Genomic DNA, 25,337 nt, shown 5'->3' on the forward strand with positions numbered 1-25,337 from the left:
ATCGGCTCCGCTCGCGGATATCGCTCGGAGGCCGCCGGGGCCATGTGCAATCGTGACGACGTGGATCTCACGCAAAGTCGCAAGCTCGACAACGTCCTCTACGACATTCGCGGCCCGGTGCTGGAGGAGGCGAAGCGCCTCGAGGAGGAGGGCCGCCGCATCACCAAGCTCAACATCGGCAACCCGGCACCGTTCGGCTTCGAGGCGCCGGACGAGATCCTGGTGGACGTCATCCGCAACCTGCCGAACGCGCAGGGGTACTCGGATTCGCAGGGCCTGCTCTCGGCGCGGACGGCAGTCGTCCATCACTACCAGACCCACGGCATCGACACCGTCGATGTCGACGATGTCTGGCTCGGCAACGGTGTGAGCGAGCTGATCACCCTCAGCCTGCAGGCGATGCTCGACGACGGTGACGAGGTGCTGATCCCCGCACCGGATTACCCGCTCTGGACGGCATCGACGGCGCTCGCCGGCGGACGGGCTGTCCACTACCGCTGCGAGGAGTCGGCCGGGTGGGAACCCGATCTGGACGATCTCCGCTCCAAGATCACCGAGCGGACGAAAGCCCTCGTGGTGATCAACCCCAACAACCCCACCGGGGCGGTCTACAGCAACGAGACGATGCTGCAGATCGCGGAGATCGCGCGAGAGCGCGAGCTCGTCGTCATGGCCGACGAGATCTACGACAAGATCCTCTACGACGACGCCACCCACACGCCCTTCGCCAAGCTCGCGCCGGACGTCTTCACCCTCACGTTCAACGGCCTCTCGAAGGCGTATCGCGTCGCGGGCTTTCGCTCGGGCTGGATGCTGGTGAGCGGTCCCAAGCACCACGCCGCCAGCTACCTGGAGGGCATCACGATCCTGGCCAACATGCGCCTCTGTGCGAACGTCCCGGCGCAGCACGCCGTCCAGGTCGCGCTCGGCGGGCGACAGAGCATCCGCGAGTTGATCTTGCCCGGAGGCCGGCTGCTGGATCAGCGCAACGCGGCGGTGACGGCACTGCGAGCAATCCCCGGCGTGACCTGCGTCGAGCCGAAGGGTGCGCTCTACGTCTTTCCCCGCCTCGATCCCGAGGTGTACCCGATCGCCGACGACCAGAGATTCGTGCTGGAGTTCCTGCGCCAGCAGCACGTCCTCGTCGTCCAGGGCACGGGCTTCAACTGGCCGCACACCGATCATCTGCGGATCGTGACCCTGCCCCGAGCCGACGACCTCACCGACGCCATCGGTCGCCTCGGCACCTTCCTCGCCGCGTATCGCGGCGATCTGTGAGGTGACCGGATGGGTGGGGCGGGACGCCGCATTGTCGCGCTGACCCGCGACACCGTGGCCGACCTGCAGGAGCCGTGCGCGCGGTGCCGTTTCTGGACGCACGGTCCGGCGGCGACGGCTACGGCCCCGGCCGACGGGCCCGGCGCCGGGGTGGACGACTGGCTGGGGGAGACGCTGCTGCAGTGGGGTAGCTGTGGCCAGATCGCTTATGTGGCAGGCGTTCCGGTCGCGCATGCGCTCTACGCACCCCCGGCCTACCTTCCCGGCGCAGCTGCCTTCCCGACCTCACCGGCGGCCTCCGACGCGGTCGTGCTGGCGCGATTGCGGGTGCGGGACGACCATGTCGGCGAGGGCCTCGGGCGGATGATGATCCAGGCCGTGGCCCGTGATCTCGTCCGGCGCAACGTACGGACCCTCGAAGCCTTCGGCTGGCGTCACCGACCGGTGGCGTGCCTCGTCCCCGTCGACTTCCTGCTCGCCGTCGGCTTCCGGACGGTGCGGGCGCACCCGACGACGCCGCGGCTGCGCATGGAGCTGCGCTCGACGGTGACCTGGCGGGAGGACGTCGAATCGGCGTGGGACGCGCTGGTGGGCTCGCTGCGGCCGACCCGCCCGGCGCAGCTGAACTGACGCGCCTGCGAGGAGCCGTCAGGAGGCGGTGGCGGTGATCTGCATGACGCCGGTCGGCGGGTCGTCCGCCTTCGGCAGGTACAGCCGCTGGACCGCGACGAGCAGGGCTTCGGCCATGGTGTCGCGGTAGTGGGTGTCCGTGAGCCGGGCCCGGTCGTCACGCGAGGTGAGGTAGCCGAGCTCGACCCGGACGGCGGGCATCCGGGTCAGCCGCAGCAAGGACCAGGTCTTGCCGTGCACCCGGTTGTCGCCCATGCCGGTGCGGGCCACCAGCTCACGCTGTGCCAGGTCGGCGAGGCGCTCCCCGATCGTCGACGCCGACTCACCGGCACCGTAGTGGTACGACGCAATGCCGTGGGCCCGGGGGGAGGACCAGCCATCGACGTGGAGGGAGATGACGAGGTCTGCGCCGATCTCGTTGGCGAAGGCGGCTCGCTCGTCCTCGCTGGGACCGCTGCCAGGGCCGCGGGTGGGCCAGACCTGGACGCCGAGAGCCTGCAGCCGTCCTTCGAGGCGGTGTGCGACATCCCAGGTGATGTCGGCCTCGACGATGCCGTCAACCACGATGCCGGTGTCGGTACCGCCGTGACCGGCATCGATGACGATCCGCTTGCCCAGCAGGCTCGGGCCGGCCTCGGCCACCGCCGCCATGTCCCGCAGCAGCTGCGGCCGGCCACCGACGACGCGGCGCCCCAGCTGCCGGAGCGCCAGCAGGGTCGCGGGCCCGCAGAGACCGTCGGCGATGAGCCCGTAGTCGCGCTGGAAGGCGCGCAGCGCCTCTGCGGTGGCCGGGCCGAAGACACCGTCGGCCTTGGCGAGGGCGAAACCGAGCTCGATGAGCTGGGTCTGCAATTCGGTGACGTCGTCCCCGGTGAGCAGGTGGCCGGGATCATGGGCCAGCGGGCGGTCGCCCAGCTTCCAGTGCGCCCTGGTCAGCGCCGAGAAGGTCTCCGCCCCGATCGCGCCGTCGACGGAGATGCCGCGCGTCTGCTGGAAGTGGCGGACGGCCAGCTCGGTCGGGTCGTCGAAGACGTCCGCCATGGCCGGGTCGGTGTTGTTGAGCAGCCCGATCCCCGCGAGCATCGAGCGCGCCTCGGCGACGGCGCGGCCGGTCATGCCGCGTCGCAGGGGCTGCATCGAGGAAGGACCAATCTGCCGGTGAACATGCGGAAACATGGAAGACATACCGGCCACCATTCTGCCTCACGGAGAGGGCCGGTCACGCCAGAGGCGGCCGCGCGGGCGAGCCGCACGACCGCCTCAGCGTGTCGGTGAGTTCGAGCTCAGCCGGTGAACTCGGTGAGCTCCCGCAGGATGGCGGCCTTCGGCCGGGCACCCACGATGGTCTTGACGAGCTCGCCCTTGTGGAAGACGGCCATGGTCGGGATGGACATGACCTGGTAGTTCCGAGCGGTCTCGGGGTTCTCGTCGATGTTCAGCTTCGCGATGGTGAGCTTGCCGGCCTGCTCGCCGGCGATCTCCTCGAGGACGGGGGCCACCTGGCGGCACGGGCCACACCACTCGGCCCAGAAGTCGACGAGCACCGGCTCGTCGGCACCGAGGACGTCGGTCTGGAAGCTGCTGTCGGTGACGGTCTTGGTGTTGGCGCCCATGGGGGTCTCCTGACTCTGTGAATCGTCCTGGCGGACGTGGGGTGCAACGCCCTTGCGGCGCCGCTCATTCCGGTCGTGCTGCGTGCTCAGCTCCCGATGGGGCTGGGCTCCTGCGCCTGGTTGGTCTCGGTCCGGTGCGGCAGGCCCGCCAGGTAGCGCTCGGTGTCCAGTGCGGCCTGGCAGCCGGTGCCGGCCGCGGTGATCGCCTGCCGGTAGGTGTGGTCCACCAGATCGCCGGCGGCGAAGACGCCCGCGAGATTGGTCCGGGTCCCCTCGCCGGTGAGGACGTAGCCCTCGTCGTCGAGCTCGACCTGGCCGACCACGAGCTCGCTGCGGGGCTCGTGGCCGATCGCGATGAAGAGGCCCCCCAGCTCGAGGTCCCGCTCGTGACCGGTGACGGTGTCCCGGAGCCGGACGCCGGAGACCGAGCCGTCACCGTGGATGTCGGCGATCTCGCTGTTCCAGACGAAGGTGATCTTGGGGTCGGCCTCGGCCCGCTCGGCCATGATCGCGCTCGCGCGCAGCGAGTCGCGGCGGTGGATGACGGCGACGCTCTTGGCGAAGCGGCTGAGGAAGGTCGCCTCCTCCATCGCGGTGTCGCCGCCGCCGACGACGGCGATGTCCTGGTCGCGGAAGAAGAAGCCGTCGCAGGTCGCACACCAGCTGACCCCGTGGCCGGAGAGCTCGTCCTCGCGGGGGACACCCAGCTTCCGGTAGGCCGACCCCATGGCGAGGATGACCGCATCCGCGGTGTACTCGGCGTCCAGGGTCTTCACCGTCTTGACCGGACCGGTGAGGTCCAGCGAGACGACGTCGTCGGCCACCAGCTGGGCGCCGAAGCGCTCGGCCTGGCTGCGGATCTGCTCCATCAGCTGCGGGCCCATGATGCCCTCGGGGAAACCGGGGAAGTTCTCGACCTCGGTGGTGTTCATCAGCGCACCGCCGTACTGCGACCCCTCGAAGACCAGGGGCGCCAGATCGGCGCGGGCGGTGTACAGAGCCGCCGTGTACCCCGCCGGGCCGGAGCCGACGATGATCACGTTGCGGTGCTCAGTCATGCGTTGCTCGCCTCTTTCGTCGATGTGTTCGAGTGAACCGGGGGCAGGGCCGCGCCATTCCCGTCAGCGTCCTCGCACCGTAGCGAGCGCCTGCTGCAGCGCAGGTATGCGCATCCGCCACGCCACCAGACCGAGGACGACCAGGCCGGCGAGGGAGCCGCCGACGAGACCCGCCGCCGAGCCCACCACCGCGGTGCCGAGGGCACTCTGCGCGGCGAGGACCACGCCGTAGGCCGCCGCGCCCCCGAGGAGCGAGGCGAAGCCGACCTGCAGGACGGTGACGAGCACCGTCCCGAACTGGAGGTTGCCGAGCCGCCGGGTGAGGATGATGTGGCCGACGATCGCGCCGATCACGTACGACAGCGACGTCGAGATGTTGAGCCATTCGATCGCCGCCCGCCGCTCCAACAGCTGGGACGAGGCAATGACCAGCGCGACCTTCGCCGCGACCATGAAGGCGTTGATGATCGCCGGGGTCTTGCCGTCACGCATCGCGTAGAAGATGCGCAACTGGAGCATCACCAGCGCGAACGGGAAGAGGCCGAAGGCGGACCAGGCCAGGGCGGTCCCGATGAGCCGGCCATCCGCGATGGAGATCTCGCCGTGGGCGAAGACCGTCACCGACATCACCGGACCGAGTGCGATGAGGCCGGCCGTGATCGGCAGCATGCCGATCGCCGAGAGCCGCGCACCGAGGCCGAGGTCCTCGATCACCGCCGGGTTGTCCTCGCGTAGGGCAGCCCGCGAGAGCCGGGGCATGATCGCGGTGAGGAGCGAGACGACGAGGATGCCGTAGGGCATCTGGAAGAGCAGGTCGGCGTTGGTGAAGATGACGTAGCCGAGATTGTCGTTTCCGACCCGCTGGATGACCGAGACGCCGACCTGGCTGACGAGGACGTAGGCCAGCACCCAGCCGCCGAGGACACCGATCTCCCGCAGCCGCCCCTTCTCCTCCGGCCGCGCGCGGAAGCGCCATTCCCAGCGGAAGCCCACGCGGCGCAGCGCGGGGACGAGCACGAAGGCCTGCGCCGCGATGCCGAGCGTGGTGCCGATGCCGAGGACGAGGATCTGCGGCGTCGTGATCGACCGCGGGTCCAGGGTGACCGGGCCGGGGAGAATCCAGAAGATCACGATCGTCACGATCATGATGACATTGTTGAGGGAGGGAGACCAGGCGCCGGCCTTGTAGCTGTGCCGGATGTTGAGCACGGCCATGAACATGGCGCCGAGGCCGTAGAAGAAGATCTCGGGCAACAACAGCGTTGCGAAGATCGTGGTGAGCTCTCGGCGCGGTCCGGGCTCGACGAAGACGGCCGTGATCCAGGGCGCGGCCAGGACGGCCAGGATCGTCATCGCTCCCAGCGCGGCGGCGGCGATGGAGAGCAACCGCTGCGTGTAGCCGACGCCCTCGTCGTCGTCCTCGTCCTGGGCCCGGATGAGCAACGGGACCAGGACGCTGGAGAGCACACCACCGAGGAGCAGCTCGTACACCTGGTTCGGGAAGGTGTTGGCCGAGTTGTAGGCCGTACCCACCCCGGCGACGCCGAGTGCGATGCCGATGAGGACGGTGCGGAGGAAGCCGGTGACCCGGCTGACCAGGGTGGCCACCGCCATCGACCCGCTCGCCGCGAGCAGGCCGCGATTGCTCCGCTCGTCCGTCCCGCTCTCCGGTGCCGACTCCTCCTCGGCCTCGGCGGGGGCGTCGGCGACGATCGTCGCGCCGTCGGCGACAGGCAGATCGGTCCGGGTGCCGCCCGGCGTGGCCTCCTCCGGCGGCGTGACGGCGGCCTTGCGCTTGCGGGGCTTGCCGACGAGCGTGGTGGCGCCCCAGGTGCCCTCGGCGTGACGACCGCGACCTTCGCCCCGGCCGTCCTCCTCGTCCAGTGCGGCGACGATCAGCGACCCGATGGGGTCGGCCTCGGTGAAGGTGCGCGGCTCGACCGCCTGCCGTGACCGGTGCAGCGTGGGCTGGCTCCAGTCGTCCTCGGGTGGGCTCACGCCGACATCGTCTCCACTGCGGCACGGTGGTCACGCTCGGCGGCCTTGCGACGCAGTCGCCGCATCCGCCGCAGCAGCCGCACGATGAGTGCGAGCGCGAGGACCGCGCCGGCGGCGACGGTGATGACGATGCCGACCGTGCCGAGGACGGTGCTGCGGACGTAGAGGGTCACCGGCGGGCCGAGGCTCCGGCCGGAGGGGGCGCTGAGCTGGGCTCGCACCGCGATACGCCCGGACCGCTCCAGGCGGCTCGGCACCCGGATCGTCTGCTTGGAGTCCGCCGCGACGGTCTTGGTCTCGATGTCGCCGGTGGAGTAGCCGGGCAGCCCGTCCTGCGCGGTGACCGAGAGGTCGATCCGCACGGTGTAGGGCAGCGAGTTCTCGACCGTCACGGGCAGCCGGGAGTCGTTCGAGCCGAGGGTGTAGCCACCCTGCGGGGGAATGATGCGGATCCCGTCGAGCAGGTCATCCACCTGCGAGACGAGCCCGGCGGCGAGGTCCGGTCCCTGCTCGGCCGACGTGGGCGCCCCGCTGACCGGCCGCCAGGCCGCCGAGGCGATGCGCTGCGTGGCGTGGGTGAGTCCGGCGAGCAGCTGGGTGGCGTCCGGGTCGTCGGCCAACAGCGAACGCAATGTCGGCAGTGCCTGCGAGGTGCGGCTGTCCGCCTCGAGGTTGGCGATCGGCAGACCCTGACCGGACGAGGTCCGCGAGCCCGAGCGCAGCGTGCTGGTGTTGCGGGGGAGGTCACGGCGCAGATCGCGCAGCGCGACGGGGGTGGCGTAGGCGTTCTTGCTGGAGTCGGTGATGGTCCGGACCGCCCGGTCGACGGTGGGATCGACGTAGCGCGGTGGGGTCAGCACCGCCTCGCTGGTGCTGCCCTCGGACTGGATGGAGCGGACCGCGACCTCGGCGATCAGGTACGGCAGCGACGCGGAGCCGCTGGTGCTCGTCTCCTCCGGGCCGACGGCCTGCGCGACCTGGCGCTGCATCGCCGGGGAGGTGGCGGCCGCCATGACGGTGCCGCTGGCCGTGCGGAGCCGGGCCACCGACACCGGGATGCCGTCGCTGGTCGACGGGGAGAGCGCCGAGCCGTCCACCACCAGGGTCCGGGTCCCGGACGAGGCGACGGTGTCGAGGGCCGTCCGGTTCAGGGTGCCGCCGGCGGGCCAGGTGATGTCCGTGTCGGCCGTCCGACCGGCGAGTGCGGCGGTCACCCGCCGCTGCATCTGGGCCGGCAGCGTGGTGGCCCAGCCCAGGTCGTGCTTCGTCAGCGACTGGAGGTCCGGATCGGCGTAGGGCGTCAGCGCGAGCTGCAGCGGTTGCGGGCGGACGAGAAGGCTGGCGAAGCGGTTCAGCCAGTCAGTGGCCGCGGCCTGGCCGGTGCCCGCCACCGTCTTCGAGCCGCTGACCACGCGGTAGTTGCCGCCGGCCATGATGCTCAACTCGTCCAGGAGCTCGGGGTCCACGACCGCGGTGACGGGGATGCTCGGGTCCAGCTGCTCGAGTACCTGCAGCGCCCGGTCCAGTCGGCCGCCGTCGACGGAGGCAGCCAGGTCGTCGTCGAGGAAGACGGTGTCGTCGGCGAGCCGGTGCGGCCGGTCGATCAGCGGCCAGACCCAGCTCACGCGAGTCGGGGTGGCGGGGGTGAGCTGGGAGACGACGTACGTGGTCGCCGCGCCGAGGACGGTCGTCCCCCCGGTCGTCGTCGGCAGCGTGGCGACGAGATGCATCGGGTAGACGGCGTCGTGGCACTGGCAGACACCGCGGCCGTCGTTGAGGATGCTGATCGTCGTGGCGAAGGCCGTCGTCACCGACGCACCTGCGGCCAGGTTCACCCGCAGCGGCCGCACGGTGGGGACGGCCAGACCGTCGGTCGGGGGGCTGCTGTCGCCGATCGAGGCGTCCAGCGCGTCCTGGTTGCCGATCGGGTCCCCGCGGTACCCGCGCACCTGGACGTCCTTGATCGTCTCGTCCGTGGTGTTGGTGAGGGTGAGGCGGACCTGCAGCGGTGTCCGCTTGGTCGTCCGCGCGACCGACGACGGCGAGACGTCGTCGACGCGGACGAGGACCGCGCCGCGACCCGGCGCCGCGGTGAGGGGCACCTCGCGTGGGGCGGCGGTGGCCGCTGCGGCCGGGCCGCCGAGCAGGGCGGTGGCCAGGGCGACGACGCCGGCCAGTCGTGCCGACCGAGAGCCGCGGCCCCTCACGCCGGCTCCGCGAGCATCCTGCCCGCAGTGTCGACGAGGCCGCGCTCGTCGGGATAGGCGAGCTGGCCGCGGATGTCGGGCAGCGGCACCCACGCCACCTCGTCGACCTCGATGTCGGCGTCGGAGAGCTCGCCGCCGACGCGCCGCATGAGGTAGTGCCGCACTGTCTTGTGGATGCGGCGACCGTCCGCGACGAACCAGAAGTCGATGACTCCCAGCTCGCCGAGGATGACGCCGGCGATGCCGGTCTCCTCCTCGACCTCGCGGACTGCGGCCTGCTCGGCGGTCTCGCCGGCCTCGATGTGACCCTTCGGCAGCGACCACAGCAGCCGTCCCTGCCTGTCGGTCCGGCCGATGAGGGCGCCGCGGGGGATCTCGCCGGTGAGGTCCAGGACGAGCCCGCCGGCGCTGAACTCGTCGACCTGTCGCAGCCAGCGGCGGGGGCGACGGCGCCGACCGTTCTCGTCCTGCCGGCTGCGCGAGCCGCCGCCGGCCGAGCCCGAGGTGCGAGCCGACGTCCCGGCGCTCTTGCCGGCGCTCTTGGCCGCGGTCTTGCCGGGGGTCTTGGCCGGGGTCTTGCGTCCGGTGTTCGTCGGCGTCGAGCGCGTCGGCTGCCCGTCCGCTGCGCCCGTCCCGGTCTCGTCAGCAGCGCCGGTGCCGCCGGAAGAGCGGCCACGACCGCCCCGACCACCCCGACCTCGGCCGCCGCGGCGACGGCCCCCGCTGCGGCCGCCCTGGCGCCGGGCCTCGCCCGCGCCCGGCGTGGACGAGGGGTCGCCCGACGGGGACGACGGCGTGTCGGGCGTTCTCGCAGCTGGTGACCCGGCGTCGGATTCCGGGCCCTGGGACATGGGCCGATCGTACTTGCCCGGTCAGTACGCTGGCCCTCCGTGACACCGCGCGCCCAGCCCTCCTCCGGCCCCGACGGCCCCGACCGGGTGAGCTCGCCCGGCGAGTTGGTGACGCTGCCGCCGGCCGCGACCCGCCTCGGCGCTGCCTTCGCCGCTGCCGGCCACGAGCTCCACCTCGTCGGCGGTCCGGTGCGAGACGCCCTCATGGGACGTCCCTGTGAGGATCTGGACTTCACCACCGACGCGCGGCCGGAGCAGATCCTCGCCGTCGTCGAGCCGCTGGCGGCGACGACCTGGACCACCGGCATCCGGTTCGGCACGATCGGCGCCCGCATCGACGGGGCACCGTGCGAGGTCACCACCTATCGAGCCGACGTCTACGACGGTGTCTCCCGCAACCCGGAGGTGCGCTTCGGCGACTCGCTCGCCGACGACCTGCGGCGGCGAGACTTCACGATGAACGCGATGGCGGTGTCGGTGACCGGCGACCGCGCCTTCACCGACCCGTACCAGGGCCTCGCCGATCTGGCCCGCGGTCTGCTGCGTACCCCCGGCTCGCCGGCCGAGTCCTTCGGCGACGATCCCCTGCGCATCCTGCGCGCGGCACGGTTCGTCTCGACGCTGGGCGTCTCGGTGGACCCCGACACGGCGGCGGCGATGAGCGACTTCGCCGGCGAGCTGGCGCGGATCACCCCCGAGCGCGTCTTCGCCGAGCTGAACAAGCTGCTGCTGGGTGCTGCGCCCCGAGCCGGGCTGGAGCTGATGGTCGACACCGGGGTGGCGGACGTCGTCCTACCCGAGCTGCCGGCGCTGCGGATGGCCGCCGACGAGCACGGCCAGCACAAGGACGTCTACGCCCACAGCCTGCAGGTGCTGGACCAGGCCATCGACCTGGAGGACGAACCGGATCTCACGCTGCGCTGGGCCGCGCTGCTGCACGACATCGGTAAGCCAGCGACCCGCGAGTTCGTCGAGGGTGGCCGGGTCACCTTCCACCATCACGAGGTGGTGGGGGCGCGGATGGCGCGCAAGCGGCTCAAGGCCCTGCGGGCCAGCAACCAGCTCATCGAGGACGTCGGCCAGCTGGTCTTCCTGCACCTGCGCTTCTACGGCTACCGCACCAGCGGCTGGACCGACTCGGCGGTGCGGCGTTACGTCCAGGACGCCGGTCCGCTGCTGCCGCGGCTGCATCGGCTGGTCCGCTCCGACTGCACGACCCGCAACAAGCGCAAGGCGGCGGCGCTGTCGCATGCCTACGACACGCTGGAGCAGCGGATCGCCGAGCTCCAGGCGCAGGAGGAGCTGGACGCGATCCGTCCGGATCTCGACGGCAACGAGATCATGCAGCTGCTCGACATCCCGCCGGGGCGCGCGGTGGGGCAGGCCTACAAGCATCTGCTGGCGCTCCGGATGGAACACGGTCCGCTCGGCCACGACCGGGCGGTCGAGGAGCTACGCCGCTGGTGGGCCGAGCAGCAGTGAGTCGGCGGCCGGCCGCCGTCCACCCCGCAGGTAGAACACGGCGAGGGCCAGGTATCCGCCCGCCACGACGAGGACAGCGGCCGGGCTGTGGCCGTCCTCGGGCAGGACGGTCGCCGTCAGCACGGCGGCGAGGACGAGCGTGACGTTGAAAAGGGTGTCGTAACCGGCGAAGACCCGACCGCGGTAGGCATCGTCGACCTGCTGCTGCACGACGGTGTCGACGCTGATCTTGATGCCCTGCGCGGCGAAGCCGAGGAGCAGCGCGGCCAGCAGGAGCAGCGGCAGCGAGTAGGTGAGCACGCAGCCGAGCTGGACGCCGGCCGACCCGGCGAGCAGGATCGCCGGCCACGCTCGGGGACCGGCCCGCCGGAACGCCCCGGGTGTGACAGCCGCCGCGACCGCCCCGCCCACCGCGATCATGGCCACGACCTGGGTGAGCCCGGCCAGCCCGGCGCGGAAGAGGCCGTCGTCGGCGAAGTAGTTGCGGTAGAGCAGCACGGTGCAGACCGTGGTGACGCCGTAGCCGAGGCGGTGGACGGTGATGGTGAGCAGCGCGTCACGCACGGCCGGGCGCTCGCCGACGTGCCGGACGCCGGCGACCAACCCGCTCGCGATCTGCTGCGCCGACTGTCGTGCACCGCGCTCCTCGGTGGACGGACCCAACGCCGGCCGCGAGAATCCGGCGGCCGCGAACGCGGCGAGCAGGAACGGCAGGGCCGCACCGGCCGTGATGACGGCGTAGTCCCCGTCCCCGGAGCCGAGCAGCGCCCGCAGACCGACGGCCACCCCGCCACCGACAGCCGCCGCGACCGTCCCCGCGGTGGTGCCGACGGCGTTGGCGGTGACGAGTTCGCGATCCGGGACGACGTGCGGCAGGGCCGCACTCAGCGCCGAGAGCAGGAAACGGGCCGCCGAGATGAGGACGAGTGCCGCGGCGTAGAAGCCGATACCGGAGAGCCCCGCCCCGAGCCCGGCGGCGAAGCCGAGCAGCCCGACCAGCCGCAGCGCGTTGCCCAGCGCCAGGACCCGCTGGCGGGACCAGCGGTCCAGCAGTACGCCCGCGAACGGCCCGACCAGCGAGTACGGCAGCAGCAGCACCGCGAAACCCGCCGCGACATCGGCTGCGCTCGCCTGCCGCTCGGGATTGAAGAGGACCGCCCCGGCCAGGCCGGCCTGGAAGACGCCGTCGCCGAACTGGCCGGCCAGCCGCACCGTCAGCAGCCGGCGGAAACCGGGCTGCCGCAGCGCGACGAGCAGGTGGCGGCGCCGCGGCATGGCCCGACGATAGCCAGCACCACGGCGCGCCGAGGCCTCGCCGGACCCTGCGGCTGGCCGGGAGGCGGCTCGGACGCCAAGATGAAGCCATGGCGACGGCGGACTGGACCTTCCTGCCCGCCGCGCTGCGCCTCCCACCGGAGGCGGGTCAGCTGCTCGTGGCCACGCCGCTGCTCGGCGATCCGCACTTCAGCCGCACCGTCGTCTACCTGCTCGAGCACGACGGCGGCGGCACCGTCGGGGTGGTCCTGAACCGGCCGAGCCACACCCCGGTCGGCCAGGTGCTGCCGGACTGGCACGACGTCGCGAGCGGACCGGCGGTGGTCTTCGGCGGCGGTCCGGTGCAGCCGGACGGGGCGCTCTGCCTCGGCGACGTCTCGGCCAGCGGCTCGGATGCCGGCGCGATGAGCGGTATCCGCGAGGTCGTGGACGGCGTCGCCACCATCGACCTCGACGGCGACGTGACCGTGATCAGTCCGATCGCGCGCCGACTGCGGGTCTTCGCCGGCCACGCCGGCTGGTCGCCGGGCCAGCTGGACGGCGAGCTCGCCGAGGGGGCGTGGTGGGTGCTGCCGGGGACCCCGGAGGACCTCTTCAGCGAGCAGCCCCGCACCATGTGGCGCGACGTCCTGCGTCGCCAGCCGGCGCCGTTGTCGCTGCTCTCGTCGTTCCCCGAGGACGCGGCACGGAACTGACCGTCACGTCGCGAGCAGCACGCCCGTCTGGAAGGTGACCATCGCGGCGAGGCAGCCGAACCGGACGACCGGCGGGGTCCCCGGCACCCAGCTGAACCGGAAGATCCCCTCGGCCCCCGGCGCCTGGTCGATCTCGCCGTGGGGTGCGCCGGCGGCGTCGAGGATGGCTGACGTCGCGGGCGTTGCCGGGACGGTGGCGAGCAGCTCCCGCCCTGCCCCGAGCAGTGCGTAGCGGCGAGCCAGCACGCCGTGCGGTTCGCAGGTGACGAGGTGGCCGCCGTCCGGGGTGGTGACGACGGCCGACGGGCCGAGCGGGCTGCCCGCCGGTGTCCGCTCGATGAGCGCGCGGATCTCCCCGGCCGTGTCCCTCAGCGCGAACGTCACCGGCGCGCCGTCGTCGAAGGGGTTGAGGGCCCGCAGCAGCTGGCGACCGGAGGGAAGCACCGGCTTGTCGATCATCCCGAGCGACCGGCCGCCGCTGTCGGCGAGGTCGAACGCCACCCGCACCGGGGGACCGGGACGCCGCAGCACCAGGACGACCCGGTCGGCCGAGATCGGGTCGGGGGCGGAGCTGGCTGCGGACACCGAGTTCAGGAGCGGGCGTCGCGGACCGCGTCGGCGTGCATCCGGTCGGCGACGGTGCGCATGTCGCCGTCGGAGTCGCGGACCAGCTGCTGCAGCCGCTCCAGTCGCTGCAGCACGGCGGCGCGGTCCGGCCGCTGGGCGCCGAGCTCGGCGGCGCGCCGAGCGCACAGCTCCTCGTGCTCGGCGCGGGCCCGGCCGACCGCCGCGACCACGGCCCGCCCCAACTCCGCGCCGGAGCTGCGCATGACCTTCGGGTCGAGCGTCAGCGCCTGCAGCCGCCCGCCGTCGACCGTCGCGGTGACCAGGCCGTCGTCGCTGCTGCCCGAACCGGTGAGACCGCCGGGCTCGACAGCCACGGGGAGACCCCGCTCGGTGGGATCCACGAAGCCAGCCGTCACGAGTTCGCCCTCTCAGCTCGGAAACCTCACGGTAGCCAACCGGCGGCCGGCCCGGCAGGGCAGTGCTCCCCGGTCGACGGGCTGGCAGCCCTCGGGCCGCGCCGATAGTTTCGCCGGTATGAGCCCGAACGAGGTCGACACCGACGGTCTGCGGAACGCAGCCGCGCGGTACTCCAGCGAGGTGGCCCCGCTGATCGCCGATGCGCTGACCGCGATCGCTCCCGGTACCAGTGCCCACGACGTGCAGAGCTCCAACTTCACCAACCTCCACATCCCGCTGGCGCTGGTCTACGTCGAGGCCTACAACTTCCAGAAGCGCAACCTGGAGGGCCGCGCCGAGGACGTCCGGACCTTCGACACCAACCTGCGCTCGTCGGCCAAGCATTGGGACGACGCGGAGCGGCTCAGCACGGTGAAGACGGACCTCTCGCTGTGACCGGGACGAACTGGGCCACCGCCGGGGAGGGGTTGGCCAAGTCCGCGCTGATCGAGCTGACCATCGCGGGGGTGGCCTTTCCGCAGGTGTGGCCGCTGACCGGCATCGCCTACAAGATGCAGGGTGACCCCGGACAGATGTGGGATGCCGGCCAGGACTGGTTCGCGCAGGCCGACAAGCTGGCGCAGGCGGCACGTTCGGCGGCGGCGATCCAGCAACAGGTCGGTGGCCTGGTGTGGGTGGGCAACGACTACGACGCCTACAGGGAGTCCAGCGACGACTTCCTCGTCAAGCTCACGGGTGCCACGCTGCTGGCCAGCACGATGGGTGTCGCGATGTCGATCGCGGCCATCGAGACCTTCATCGCCATCATGATCTTGTTCGTCGTCGCGGGATTGTTGAGCATCCTCGCCGCGATCTTCCTCGCCACGGTCTGGTTTCCCCCGACCGAGCCGGTCGCGCTCGAGGCCCAGGCGATGGCGCTCGAGATCGTCACCATGAGCACCACGGTGCTGGAGGAGGTCGATCTCACCACGCAGGCGGTGGACGCCGGCCTGGCCGCCGGCATCGGCGCCATGCTGATCGGCGACGTGGTGGCGCAGCTGACGACCGGCGACCTCGACGTGCTCGGTGACCTCGGCCAGGCGACCGTGGACGGCCTCGGCACGATGCTGAAGGGGTTGCTCGCGGCGGGTTACCAGGAGGCCGTCGGCGCCGGCTACAAGTACGGCGGCATCGAGTTCGCTCCCATGTTCGGCGGCGTCGGACTCGGCGAGATGCTCGGCGGCAAGACGCTCTTCGAGTCGGTCGTCGGGGACTGACCCGACGGCCGGGGTCAGAATCCGGCGTCGCGCCGGTACCGCTCGAACATGTCCTGCATCTCGCGGGGCGCGGCCGCCCCGGCCCGGCCCAGCTGGTCCAGCGCGGCGAGATCGGCACCGGTCGGCATGCGGGGCAGCCCCGGCGCGACCGCGGCGAGGACGGCGGCACTGTAGGCAGCTTCGGCCTCCCGGACGACCGCGGTGATGGCCTCCGCGAGATCCCTCGACGGCAGCTTCATCGCCGGTGCCCCGATGTCGAGCGACTGCAGGCCACGCTCGCCCACCGTCGCCGAGAGGTGGCCGTCGGCGCTGGCGGCCGAGGCGGTGAGGCCCGAGTCGACGACCTCGTCGGCGGCCGCCGCCGTCGAGCTGACGACGCCGCGGACCTGCGCCACGATCTCGTCCGGCGGGGGAGCGGCCATGCGGGGCAGGTCGTCGAAGGCACGGTCGTCGATCGGCATCCCCGCATCGTGGCAAAGTCCCCGCCCCCGCACGAGGGGCAGGACTACCCCCACGACGGCGACGGGCCGGCACCGCGGTCTGCGGTGCCGGCCCGGGCCGGTGAAGCGAGTGGACTCAGAGTGGACTCAGCGCTCGACGGTGCCGTCGATGAAGTCCTGGACGGCCTTCTTGGCCTCGTCGTCGAAGTACTGCACCGGCGGCGACTTCATGAAGTAGCTCGAGGCCGACAGGATCGGGCCACCGATGCCGCGGTCCTTGGCGATCTTCGCCGCACGCAGCGCGTCGATGATGATGCCGGCCGAGTTGGGGGAGTCCCAGACCTCGAGCTTGTACTCGAGGTTCAGCGGCACGTCGCCGAAGGTCTTGCCCTCGAGACGGATGAAGGCCCACTTGCGGTCGTCGAGCCACTGGACGTAGTCCGACGGGCCGATGTGCACGTTGCGGGCGCCGAGGTCGCGGTCGGGGATCTGGCTGGTGACCGACTGCGTCTTGGAGATCTTCTTGGACTCCAGGCGCTCGCGCTCGAGCATGTTCTTGAAGTCCATGTTGCCGCCGACGTTGAGCTGGTAGGTGCGCTGCACCTCGACGCCGCGGTCCTCGAAGAGCTTGGTGAGGACGCGGTGCGTGATCGTCGCGCCGACCTGGCTCTTGATGTCGTCACCGACGATCGGGACGCCGGCGTCGGTGAACTTCTTGGCCCACTCGGGGGTCGAGGCGATGAAGACCGGCAGCGCGTTGACGAAGGCGACCTTGGCGTCGATGGCGCACTGCGCGTAGAACTTCGCCGCCTGCTCCGAACCGACCGGCAGGTAGCAGATGAGGACGTCGACGTTGTTGTCCTTCAGCGTCTGGACGACGTCGACCGGCTCCTCGAGGGACTCCTCGATGGTCTCGCGGTAGTACTTGCCGAGACCGTCGAGCGTGGTGCCGCGCAGCACCGGGACGTCCAGCTGCGGGACGTCGCAGATCTTGATGGTGTTGTTCTCGCTGGCGAGGATCGCCTGCGACAGGTCGAGGCCGACCTTCTTGGCGTCCACGTCGAAGGCGGCGACGAAGTTGATGTCCCGGACGTGGTAGTCGCCGAAGGTCACGTGCATGAGACCCGGGACCTTCTGCGTCGGGTCGGCGTCACGGTAGAAGTGGACGCCCTGGACGAGGGATGCGGCGCAGTTGCCCACACCCACGATTGCGACGTTGATCTTGCCCGCCGCGGACTGCGAAGCCATCAGGGCTTCCTCCTTCGAGTCGGTGTTTCTTCTTCAATGGTCTGGTTCGGGTACTGGGCCCGCTCGCTCTCGATGAGCTCGGACAGCCAGCGGACCTCACGGTCCACCGCGTCGAGGCCGTGCTCATGGAGCTCACGGGTGTAGCGGTCGAAGCGCTCGCCGGTGCGCGCACGCTTCATGCCCTCCCGCTTCTCCTCGACGCGGCGTCGCCGCCCCTCGAGGATCTGCATGCGGATGTCGGAGCGGGTCTGGCTGAAGAACGCCAGCCGCGCGCCGAAGTTGTCGTCGTCGAAGGCGTCGGGGCCGACGTCGGCGAGCAGCTCCGCGAGGTGCTCCTTACCCTCGGCGGTGAGCCGGTAGACGCGCTTGCCCCGCCGTGACCGGGAGGACTCGTCGCCGTCGGACGACTCCTCGCTGATCCAGCCCGCCTCGGAGAGGCGCCGCAGCGTCGGGTAAAGCGAGCCGTACGAGAAGGCGCGAAGCGTACCGAGGGTGGTCGCGAGCCGCTTGCGGATCTCGTAACCGTGCATCGGGCTGTCGCTGAGCAGACCGAGGACGGCGATCTCGAGCATGCGCCGCCCCCGTCGTCGGATGTTCATCGGGTGTTCGCCACGCCGGGTGTCGCAGCGATGTATCACGACGATACATCACAGCGAGACAGCTCCGGTCACAGCCGACGATCCGGGTCTTTCGGCGACCCACGAACCCGGCGCGGCCGTTACTGTTCGGCGGGCTCTCGTCCCGCCCATCCGCCTTCACGAAGGAAGTCGCCTTGCGCGCTGCCCGTCCCCTCGTCGTCGGGACGCTGTCCCTCGCGACGGCCTTCACCGGCCTCGCCGTCTTCGCCGGTACGGCGTCGGCGGCCCCGGCGACCCGCTACGTCGCGCCGACCGGCAGCGACACCACCGGCTGCACCAGCGCGAAGGCGCCGTGCAAGACCATCGGATACGCCGTCGAGAGCGCGAACCCCGGTGACACCGTCGAGGTCGCCGCGGGTCGCTACGCCGAATCGGTCGCCATCAGCAAGGACCTCACCCTGATCGGGGACCCCGAGGGCCGCACCGTGATCGCCGGTGCCGGTGGCAACCCGAGCGTCCTGGCCGCGGGCAGCCCCACCACGCAGCCGGTCGTCGTGCTGCGTGATCTGGACATCTCCGGCAACGCCGAGGCTCCCGGACTCGCGGCCTCTGCGGCGGACGTCCGCCTGGTCGACAGCCGCCTGGACCGCAACAGCGGTGCGGGGGCCTTCCTCGTCTCCGCCCTCTTCACCGCGACCCGCAGCGTCATCTCCCGCACCGTCGTACCGGCGCAGAGCAACGGCTCGCCGGCCAGCGGGGCCGGCGTCTACGCGGTCAGCTCGGCGTTGACCTTCGACCAGACCACCCTCGCCGACAACGGCGGTGCCGGCATCTCGCAGGACGCCGGCGGTCCGACGCCCACTCCGACCGCCACCGTCACGGCCTCCATCGACCTCAGCCGGAGCACGGTCTCGGGCAACGGCTACGGCGGCGCGGTCATCGCCTCCGGGCTGGCCCGCGTCTTCGCCAGCACCGTCTCGGGCAACCGGTACGGCGGCCTGGTCGCGTTCCCCGGCGTGGGAGTGGCCGTGACCGCGAGCACCATCGCCGGCACCTTCACGGAGGGGAACTTCCCCCAGAACGGCGGCATCGTCCACCTGGTGAACGACCTCGCTGCTCGCAGCGCTCGTGTCGCCGCGCGCGGCTGGACGTCTGCTGCGCTCGCCACGCCGCCCGCCCTCGCCGCCCCGCGCGCCCGCATCGCGGCCAAGCCCGCCGCCGCCCGCCGTGTCGCTGCTCGGGTCACCGCGGCTGCGCCCGCCGTCACGCCGGGACAGGTGGACGTCATCGCCAGCGCGATCGTCGCGCAGGGCACGGGTGTCCCGGACTGCTTCGGCACCAACACCACCGGCGCCCCGGTCACCGACGGCGGCTTCAACGCCTCCTCCGACGCAACCAACAGCTGCGGCTTCACCTCTGCGGCGAACGACCTCGTCACGATCGCGCCGAAGCTCGGTCCGCTGGCCGACAACGGCGGCCTCACCGAGACGCATCTGCCGGCGGCCGACAGCCCGCTGCTCGACCGGGTGCCCGCTGCGACCTCGGGTGCTGCCGACCAGCGTGGCATCGCCCGCCCGCAGGGTCCGCGCAGTGACATCGGCGCCGTGGAGCGGGTCGTCGAGCGCCCCACGCCGCCGGTGCGTATCACCACCAGGACGCTGCCGGACGGCAAGGTCGGCGACGCCTACCGCAAGGTCCTGGCCGCGACCGGCGGCGACGGGAAGTACGCATGGTCCCTGGCGAAGGGCAGCAGCCTGCCGGACGGCCTGCGGCTGAGCGCCTCGGGTGTCCTCAGCGGCACGCCGACGGCCGCGGGTCGCGTCACCCTCACCGTGCTCGCCGACGGCGCGTCCCGGCGCTTCACCCTTACCATTGCCAAGGACGAGGGCAACGGCGCGGCCCCTGACGGCAACGGCCGGGATCCGATCGCCGAGACCGGCGCCCCGTCGGCCTCGCTGCTCAGCTGGGGTTCGGCCCTGGTGCTCTCCGGCTTCGCGATCCTGCTGGCCGCCGGCCGGCTGGGTCGGCGACCGGGACGCCACCGCGGCTGACCCGATCACCCGCGCCGGGCCGGACGACTACTGCAGGGTGTCGTCCGGCCAGGCGATGGGCGCGGCGATGGAGGCGTCCGGGATCCCGAAGGCGTCGACGAGGGTCAGCGCCTGCGGCCGGAGGAGCCCGCAGAGTTCGTTGACGGCGGCGATGACCTGCTTGGAGCGGTTGGCCGAGAGCATGCCGTGCTCCTGGAACCAGCCGCGCTCGGCCTCGACCACCGACAGTGCGAAGAGGTCGCAGAGCCGCACCAGCAGATCCTTCTCCGGACCCGAGGTCATCTGCTCGATCCCGTTGACGAAGGCGGCGAGCAGCACGTTGTCCACGTGTGCGCGGGCCGCGCCGAGCAGGTGATCCTGCGCGGCGTTGAAGACGGCGAACTGGTCGTCGGCATTGAGCGCCTTCTTCAGCCGGAGCGCCAGTGACTCGAGCATGTGCTTCTCGCGGTGCTCGAACATCGAGATCTGCCACTCGTGGTCGTAGACGCTGGCACTGGTTGCATCGTCGGTGAAGGACGGCGCGGCGTCGCGCAGCCGCTGCAGCAGGCGCCGGCCGCCGGCGCGCTCGATGACCGTCTCCACCACCTGGTCGGCGACGAAGCGCGCGGTCCCCCGCATGTCGAGGTCACCGAAGTGCTGGGCGTACCCGGTCAGCAGCTCCTTGGCCACCAGCTGCAGCAGCACGGTGTTGTCACCCTCGAAGGTGGTGAAGACGTCCGTGTCGGCCTTGAGGCCGGGGAGGCGGTTCTCGGCGAGGTACCCGGCGCCGCCGCAGGCCTCCCGGCAGGCCTGGATGGTGGCGGTGGCGTGCCAGGTGCCGATCGCCTTGATACCGGCGGCGCGGGTCTCGAGCTCCCGGCGATCCGGGTGCTCGGCCGGATGCTGCTCCGCGACGGGGAGGTCCAGATCCGGAGTGGTGTCGTGCAGCCCCGCGACCAGTTCGAGCTGGGCGAAGTGCAGGGCGTAGGTCTTGGCCAGGGCGGGGAGCAGCTTGCGCTGGTGTCCGAGGTAGTCCAGGACGGTGATCTCGTCACCGGTCGCCGGGTTCTCGAACTGCGTTCGGGAGTTGCCGTAGCGCAGCGCGATGGCCAGCGCGACCTTGGTGGCACTGCCGGCGCCGCCGGCCACGCTGATCCGCCCCTGCACCAGCGTGCCGAGCATGGTGAAGAAGCGGGCGGTCTTGTTCTCGATGGACGTGGTGTAGGTGCCGTCGGCGTCGACATCGGCGTAGCGGTTGAGCAGGTTGTCGCGCGGCACGCGTACGTGGTCGAAGTAGAGGCGGCCGTTGTCGACGCCGTTGAGACCGGCCTTGAGGCCGCAGTCCTCGATGGTCACGCCGGGCATCGCCGCCCCGGAGTCGTCCCGGATCGGCACGACGAAGGCGTGGACACCCTGCTCCTCGCCGCGGGTGATCAGCTGCGCGAAGACCACCGCGACCTGACCGTCCCGCGCGGCGTTGCCGATGTACTCCTTGCGGTCACCCGGCGTGGGAGTGGTGATGACGAACTCGCCGGTCTCCACCTCGTAGGTGGCCGTGGTCTTGACGTTGGCGACGTCCGAGCCGTGCCCGGTCTCGGTCATCGCGAAGCAGCCGAGCAGGTCCAGGGTGATCGCGTCGGCGAGATAGCGATCGTGGTGCCGCTCCGTGCCCAGGTGCAGGATCGCGCCGCCGAACAGACCCCACTGCACGCCGGCCTTCACCAGGAGCGAGAGATCGCCCATCGCCAGCATCTCGAAGGACGTGATGGAGCCGCCCACGTCGTTGGTCCCGCCGACCCGCGACGGGAAGCCGCGGCGGGGGTGACCGCTCTCGGCCAGTGCGGTCAACCGGTCGAAGACGTGCTCGCGCTGCGTCTCGACGGACTCGCCCGGTTCCACGTGGAACCTCGGGTCCTTGGCGAGGTCGCGCGCCTCAGCCTTGACATCGGCCCAGCGGCCGTCCAGAACATCCCGGATGATGCCGGAATCAGCGGTTGCCAGCGTCTCGGTCATACCGGGGTGTACCCGGGTGAGGCGGCCGGGACGTCACTCGGCGGCGGGAAACGCGACGGGGAACACGCCGGGCGCCGGTCGGGCGTCCACCTCACGTCCGGCCGCCTGGAAGACCCCGGCGGCGCCGCCCCAGAGCAGCGCGGCGAGGTAATCGGTGAGCTGCTCGCGTGTCATCCGGTCCGGATGGTCGAGCCACCACAGGCTCGCGGCGCGGATGAAGCCGACAGCCGCCTCGCCCCACGGCTGGGCGCCGACGGGGTCGAAACCGCAGGCCCGCAGCTGGTCGCCCAGGGTGCGGGTGAGGATGGCGCTGACGGCGTCGCTGTGCTCGGCCGGGGTTGGCTGACCGGCCCGGACCTCGGGGAGCAGACGGTGCTGGGTGACGAACCGGAAGAGCTGCGGATTCTCGTCCAGCAGGGCGAGGTAGCCGTCGATGGCGCTGCGCAGCATCGCTCGCGGATCACTCTCGCCGTCGCGGTGGACGGCCTGCAGCGTGTCGACGATCTGCGCGATGACGCGACGCCCGACGGCCCGGTAGAGCTCGCCTTTGTCGGCGAAGTAGCGGTAGATCACGGCCTTGCTGGTGCCGGCGACGGTGGCGATCTGATCCATCCCCACCTCGCTGCCGTATCGGGCGATGGCGGCGAGTGCCTGGTCGATCAGCTCCTCCCGGCGAGCGGCCCGGTGCGCGTCCCACCGTGACGTCCGCCCGTCCGGGGCGTCCGGCGTTAGCCGCGACACACGATCGTTCACGGGACACAAAGTACCCGATACCCTCGGTACGAGTTCACCTCCGGCTGCCCTCTGACGGGTAGACCGGATGCACACCCAACGCGAGAGGATCGTTCGTGAACACTCGTCGAGCCGCCATCGTCGGCGGCAACCGCATCCCGTTCGCCCGTTCGAACGGCCCGTACTCGCATGCCTCCAACCAGGACATGCTCACCGCCGCGCTGGACGGTCTGGTGGCGCGCTTCGGGCTGCAGGACGAGCGGCTCGGCGAGGTCGCCGCGGGCGCGGTGCTCAAGCACAGCCGTGACTTCAACCTCACCCGCGAGTCGGTGCTCGGCTCGCGCCTGGCTGCGACCACGCCGGCCTACGACGTCCAGCAGGCCTGCGGCACCGGCCTCGAGACCGTCATCCTCACCGCGAACAAGATCGCGCTCGGCCAGGTCGACTCCGCCATCGCCGCCGGCGTGGACACCACCTCCGACGCCCCGATCGCGATCAACGAGGACCTGCGGCAGGTCCTGCTCAACGCGAACCGGCAGAAGACGACCGCCGGCCGGCTCAAGGCACTCGCCGGCATCCGGCCGAGCCAGCTCGTGCCGAACATCCCGCAGAACTCCGAGCCCCGCACCGGGCTCTCGATGGGCGAGCACCAGGCCATCACGGCGCTGGAGTGGGGTATCACCCGTGAGGCGCAGGACGAGCTCGCCGTCGCCTCGCACCGCAACCTCGCGGCCTCCTACGACCGCGGCTTCCAGGACGACCTCATCACGCCGTTCCTCGGCCTGTCCCGCGACCAGAACCTGCGCCCGGACTCCTCGGTCGAGAAGCTGGCCAAGCTGTCGCCTGCCTTCGGCAAGTCCTTCGGCGACGAGGCCACCATGACCGCCGGCAACTCGACGCCGCTCACCGACGGCGCCTCGGCAGTCCTGCTGTCCAGCGAGGAGTGGGCCAAGGAGCACAACCTCCCGGTGCTGGCGTACTTCGTCGACGCCGAGACCGCCGCGGTCGACTACGTCCACGGCGACCGCAAGGCCGACGGCCTGCTGCTCGCGCCCGCCTACGCCGTACCCCGGCTGCTGGCCCGCAACGGCCTCACGCTGCAGGACTTCGACTTCTACGAGATCCACGAAGCCTTCGCCTCCACCGTGCTCGCCACCCTCAAGGCGTGGGAGGACCCGGACTTCTGCAAGTCGCGCCTCGGCCTGGACGCCCCGCTGGGCTCCATCGACCGCAGCAAGCTCAACGTCAACGGCTCGTCGCTGGCCGCGGGTCACCCGTTCGCCGCGACCGGTGGCCGCATCGTCGCCTCGCTGGCCAAGGCCCTCAACGAGAAGGGGAAGGGCCGCGGCCTGATCTCCATCTGCGCCGCGGGTGGGCAGGGTGTCGTCGCCATCCTGGAACGCTAGGCCCAGCTTCCGCCTCGCGGCGTTGTCCTTCCTCGGCAGTAGCAAGCTACAGCTCTCGGTCGTCCGCCTTGCGACGCGAAACCTGGATCCTCGCGCTCGTCGCGGGGCTCAGCTTCCGCCTCGCGGCGTTGTCCTCCTCGGCGGTAGCGAGCTACAGCCTTCGTCGTCCGCCTTGCGAGGCGAAACCTGATTCCCCGCGCTCTGCGCGTAAGACCTGAAAGTAGGAAGAGAATATGTCCGACCGTTACCTCAACCTCGTCAACTCGCCCGTCGGCGCGGCCGTCGCCACGCGCGTCGGGTTGCCGCAGCCGTCGGTGCTGCGCCGCTTCGAGGCCGGCGCGCCGATCCTGCCCGGACCGCTGCTGCTCGGCTCCACCTCGGGCAAGCCGACCGCCGCACTGCGCAAGGCCGTCGAGGCCACCGGCGCCGAGGTCCTGGATCTCGCCGGCGAGGGCACCAAGGTCGCCGCTGCCGTGCTGGACGCCCGCTCGGTGAGCACGCCCGGCGACCTCGCCGCGCTGCGCGAGTTCCTGCAGCCGGCGGTCAAGTCGTTGGCGGCCAACGGTCGTGTCCTCGTCCTCGGCAAGCCGGCCGACGGTGCCGACATCACCGTCGACGCCACCCGGCAGGCGCTGGACGGCATCGTCCGGTCGCTGGCCAAGGAGCTGCGCCGCGGCGCCACCGCCAACCTGCTCTGGGTCGAGAACGAGGTGTCGCTGCCGTCGGCGCTGCGGTTCTTCCTCTCCGGCCGCTCGGCCTACGTCGACGGGCAGCCGGTGCTGCTCGGCCCCGGCAAGGCTCCCGCCCCGAAGGACTGGGATCAGCCGCTGGCCGGCAAGACCGCGCTCGTCACCGGTGCCGCCCGTGGCATCGGCGCCGCCATCGCCGGCGTCCTGGCCCGCGACGGCGCGAATGTCATTTGCGCCGACCTCACCCAGGCCGGCGAGGCGCTGGCCAAGGTCGCGAACCGGGTCGGCGGCCAGGCGCTGCACCTCAACGTCGCCGCGGCCGATGCCGCGGAGAAGCTGCTGGAGTACCTCGCGGCGCAGACCTCCGGCCTGGACATCCTCGTCCACAACGCGGGCATCACCCGCGACAAGCTGATGGCGAACATGAAGCCCGAGCAGTGGGACTCGGTCATCGCCGTCAACCTGCAGTCGCAGCTGACTATCAACCAGGCGCTGCTCGCGAGCGACCAGCTCAACAAGCAGGCGCGCGTCGTCTGCCTGTCGTCCACCACGGGTTTCTCCGGAAACCGCGGCCAGACGAACTACGGCGCCACCAAGGCAGGTGTCATCGGTCTGGTCCGCGCCTCGGCCGCTGCCTTCGCCGCTCACGGCGACTCGACCATCAACGCGATCGCGCCCGGCTTCATCGACACCGAGATGACGGCCAAGATGCCCTTCGCGACGCGCGAGGTGGCACGCCGCCTCTCGTCGCTGCAGCAGGCCGGTCTGCCCGTGGACGTCGCCGAGGGTGTCGCCTGGCTCGCCTCGCCCGGCGCCGGCGGCGTCAACGGTCAGACGCTGCGCGTCTGCGGCCAGAACCTGGTGGGTGCGTAAC

At 71.4% G+C, this 25,337-nt stretch carries 23 protein-coding genes; 9 read left to right on the top strand and 14 right to left on the bottom strand.

Annotated features, from left to right (window positions below):
- Positions 1-60: 60 nt before the first annotated feature.
- A complete protein-coding gene (locus AC0NZQ_RS02945; protein WP_474528145.1) occupies positions 61-1,278 on the top strand; it encodes a pyridoxal phosphate-dependent aminotransferase in 1,218 nt (405 codons plus the stop codon).
- Positions 1,279-1,287: 9 nt separating this feature from the next.
- The gene (locus tag AC0NZQ_RS02950; RefSeq protein WP_474528146.1) at positions 1,288-1,908 is read left to right on the top strand and encodes a GNAT family N-acetyltransferase; all 621 of its coding nucleotides are present in this window, start codon (positions 1,288-1,290) and stop codon (positions 1,906-1,908) included.
- A gap of 18 nt (positions 1,909-1,926) precedes the next feature.
- Here the strand turns inward: AC0NZQ_RS02950 and AC0NZQ_RS02955 are convergent, their stop codons facing one another.
- The 6 genes from AC0NZQ_RS02955 to AC0NZQ_RS02980 all read right to left on the bottom strand — a co-directional run bounded on the left by AC0NZQ_RS02955 (position 1,927) and on the right by AC0NZQ_RS02980 (position 9,635).
- Positions 1,927-3,045: an N-acetylmuramoyl-L-alanine amidase gene (locus AC0NZQ_RS02955; RefSeq protein WP_474528147.1), complete on the bottom strand. Its 1,119-nt coding sequence runs from the start codon at positions 3,043-3,045 to the stop codon at positions 1,927-1,929.
- Between the two features lie 146 nt (positions 3,046-3,191).
- Complete coding sequence (gene trxA / locus AC0NZQ_RS02960) at positions 3,192-3,521, bottom strand: thioredoxin (RefSeq protein ID WP_474528148.1); 330 nt, start codon at positions 3,519-3,521, stop codon at positions 3,192-3,194.
- Positions 3,522-3,607: 86 nt separating this feature from the next.
- Positions 3,608-4,579 carry a thioredoxin-disulfide reductase gene (gene trxB, locus AC0NZQ_RS02965; protein ID WP_474528149.1) on the bottom strand — a complete coding sequence of 324 codons (972 nt, stop codon included), beginning with the start codon at positions 4,577-4,579 and terminating at the stop codon, positions 3,608-3,610.
- A 63-nt stretch (positions 4,580-4,642) separates the two neighbouring features.
- On the bottom strand, positions 4,643-6,577 hold the full coding sequence (gene murJ, locus AC0NZQ_RS02970; RefSeq protein WP_474528150.1) for a murein biosynthesis integral membrane protein MurJ: 1,935 nt from the start codon (positions 6,575-6,577) through the stop codon (positions 4,643-4,645).
- Positions 6,574-8,784 (bottom strand): DUF6049 family protein, encoded by a 2,211-nt coding sequence (locus AC0NZQ_RS02975; RefSeq protein ID WP_474528151.1) that lies wholly within the window; start codon positions 8,782-8,784, stop codon positions 6,574-6,576. The genes murJ and AC0NZQ_RS02975 overlap by 4 nt, the downstream gene beginning before the upstream one ends.
- On the bottom strand, positions 8,781-9,635 hold the full coding sequence (locus AC0NZQ_RS02980) for an NUDIX hydrolase (RefSeq protein ID WP_474528152.1): 855 nt from the start codon (positions 9,633-9,635) through the stop codon (positions 8,781-8,783). The genes AC0NZQ_RS02975 and AC0NZQ_RS02980 overlap by 4 nt, the downstream gene beginning before the upstream one ends.
- An 87-nt stretch (positions 9,636-9,722) precedes the next feature.
- Here AC0NZQ_RS02980 and AC0NZQ_RS02985 point away from each other — a divergent pair, with 87 nt between their 5' ends.
- On the top strand, positions 9,723-11,117 hold the full coding sequence (locus AC0NZQ_RS02985; RefSeq protein ID WP_474529406.1) for a CCA tRNA nucleotidyltransferase: 1,395 nt from the start codon (positions 9,723-9,725) through the stop codon (positions 11,115-11,117).
- On the opposite strand, the gene AC0NZQ_RS02990 is transcribed toward AC0NZQ_RS02985, so the two are convergent.
- A complete protein-coding gene (locus AC0NZQ_RS02990; RefSeq protein WP_474528153.1) occupies positions 11,088-12,392 on the bottom strand; it encodes an MFS transporter in 1,305 nt (434 codons plus the stop codon). The two genes, AC0NZQ_RS02985 and AC0NZQ_RS02990, sit on opposite strands and share 30 nt — an antisense overlap.
- A gap of 89 nt (positions 12,393-12,481) precedes the next feature.
- On the opposite strand from AC0NZQ_RS02990, the gene AC0NZQ_RS02995 reads away from it, so the two are divergent.
- Positions 12,482-13,087: a YqgE/AlgH family protein gene (locus AC0NZQ_RS02995; protein ID WP_474528154.1), complete on the top strand. Its 606-nt coding sequence runs from the start codon at positions 12,482-12,484 to the stop codon at positions 13,085-13,087.
- A gap of 3 nt (positions 13,088-13,090) precedes the next feature.
- Here the strand turns inward: AC0NZQ_RS02995 and AC0NZQ_RS03000 are convergent, their stop codons facing one another.
- Positions 13,091-13,672 (bottom strand): hypothetical protein, encoded by a 582-nt coding sequence (locus AC0NZQ_RS03000; protein WP_474528155.1) that lies wholly within the window; start codon positions 13,670-13,672, stop codon positions 13,091-13,093.
- A 5-nt stretch (positions 13,673-13,677) separates the two neighbouring features.
- Positions 13,678-14,028 carry a YbaB/EbfC family nucleoid-associated protein gene (locus tag AC0NZQ_RS03005; protein ID WP_474528156.1) on the bottom strand — a complete coding sequence of 117 codons (351 nt, stop codon included), beginning with the start codon at positions 14,026-14,028 and terminating at the stop codon, positions 13,678-13,680.
- Between the two features lie 160 nt (positions 14,029-14,188).
- On the opposite strand from AC0NZQ_RS03005, the gene AC0NZQ_RS03010 reads away from it, so the two are divergent.
- Both AC0NZQ_RS03010 and AC0NZQ_RS03015 read left to right on the top strand, forming a co-directional pair.
- Positions 14,189-14,506, top strand: a complete 318-nt coding sequence (locus tag AC0NZQ_RS03010) for a hypothetical protein (protein ID WP_474528157.1) — start codon at positions 14,189-14,191, stop codon at positions 14,504-14,506.
- On the top strand, positions 14,503-15,327 hold the full coding sequence (locus AC0NZQ_RS03015) for a hypothetical protein (protein ID WP_474528158.1): 825 nt from the start codon (positions 14,503-14,505) through the stop codon (positions 15,325-15,327). The genes AC0NZQ_RS03010 and AC0NZQ_RS03015 overlap by 4 nt, the downstream gene beginning before the upstream one ends.
- 14 nt (positions 15,328-15,341) lie before the next feature.
- Here the strand turns inward: AC0NZQ_RS03015 and AC0NZQ_RS03020 are convergent, their stop codons facing one another.
- From AC0NZQ_RS03020 to AC0NZQ_RS03030, 3 genes are all read right to left on the bottom strand, one after another.
- Positions 15,342-15,788, bottom strand: a complete 447-nt coding sequence (locus AC0NZQ_RS03020) for a hypothetical protein (protein ID WP_474528159.1) — start codon at positions 15,786-15,788, stop codon at positions 15,342-15,344.
- A 126-nt stretch (positions 15,789-15,914) separates the two neighbouring features.
- Positions 15,915-17,015, bottom strand: a complete 1,101-nt coding sequence (locus AC0NZQ_RS03025; RefSeq protein WP_474528160.1) for an inositol-3-phosphate synthase — start codon at positions 17,013-17,015, stop codon at positions 15,915-15,917.
- A complete protein-coding gene (locus tag AC0NZQ_RS03030) occupies positions 17,015-17,587 on the bottom strand; it encodes a PadR family transcriptional regulator (RefSeq protein ID WP_474529407.1) in 573 nt (190 codons plus the stop codon). The genes AC0NZQ_RS03025 and AC0NZQ_RS03030 overlap by 1 nt, the downstream gene beginning before the upstream one ends.
- Positions 17,588-17,787: 200 nt before the next feature.
- Between AC0NZQ_RS03030 and AC0NZQ_RS03035 the strand changes: the two genes are divergently transcribed.
- Positions 17,788-19,644: a choice-of-anchor Q domain-containing protein gene (locus AC0NZQ_RS03035; protein WP_474528161.1), complete on the top strand. Its 1,857-nt coding sequence runs from the start codon at positions 17,788-17,790 to the stop codon at positions 19,642-19,644.
- A 27-nt stretch (positions 19,645-19,671) separates the two neighbouring features.
- On the opposite strand, the gene AC0NZQ_RS03040 is transcribed toward AC0NZQ_RS03035, so the two are convergent.
- Positions 19,672-21,636 carry an acyl-CoA dehydrogenase family protein gene (locus AC0NZQ_RS03040; RefSeq protein ID WP_474528162.1) on the bottom strand — a complete coding sequence of 655 codons (1,965 nt, stop codon included), beginning with the start codon at positions 21,634-21,636 and terminating at the stop codon, positions 19,672-19,674.
- A gap of 33 nt (positions 21,637-21,669) precedes the next feature.
- Positions 21,670-22,389, bottom strand: coding sequence for a TetR family transcriptional regulator (locus tag AC0NZQ_RS03045; protein ID WP_474528164.1), 720 nt, complete (start codon positions 22,387-22,389; stop codon positions 21,670-21,672).
- Positions 22,390-22,484: 95 nt separating this feature from the next.
- Here AC0NZQ_RS03045 and AC0NZQ_RS03050 point away from each other — a divergent pair, with 95 nt between their 5' ends.
- Both AC0NZQ_RS03050 and AC0NZQ_RS03055 read left to right on the top strand, forming a co-directional pair.
- Positions 22,485-23,774, top strand: coding sequence for an acetyl-CoA C-acetyltransferase (locus tag AC0NZQ_RS03050; RefSeq protein WP_474528165.1), 1,290 nt, complete (start codon positions 22,485-22,487; stop codon positions 23,772-23,774).
- A 233-nt stretch (positions 23,775-24,007) separates the two neighbouring features.
- The gene (locus AC0NZQ_RS03055; RefSeq protein WP_474528166.1) at positions 24,008-25,336 is read left to right on the top strand and encodes a 3-oxoacyl-ACP reductase; all 1,329 of its coding nucleotides are present in this window, start codon (positions 24,008-24,010) and stop codon (positions 25,334-25,336) included.
- Position 25,337 lies beyond the last annotated feature (1 nt).

Source organism: Jatrophihabitans sp. sgz311053, from assembly GCF_056135305.1.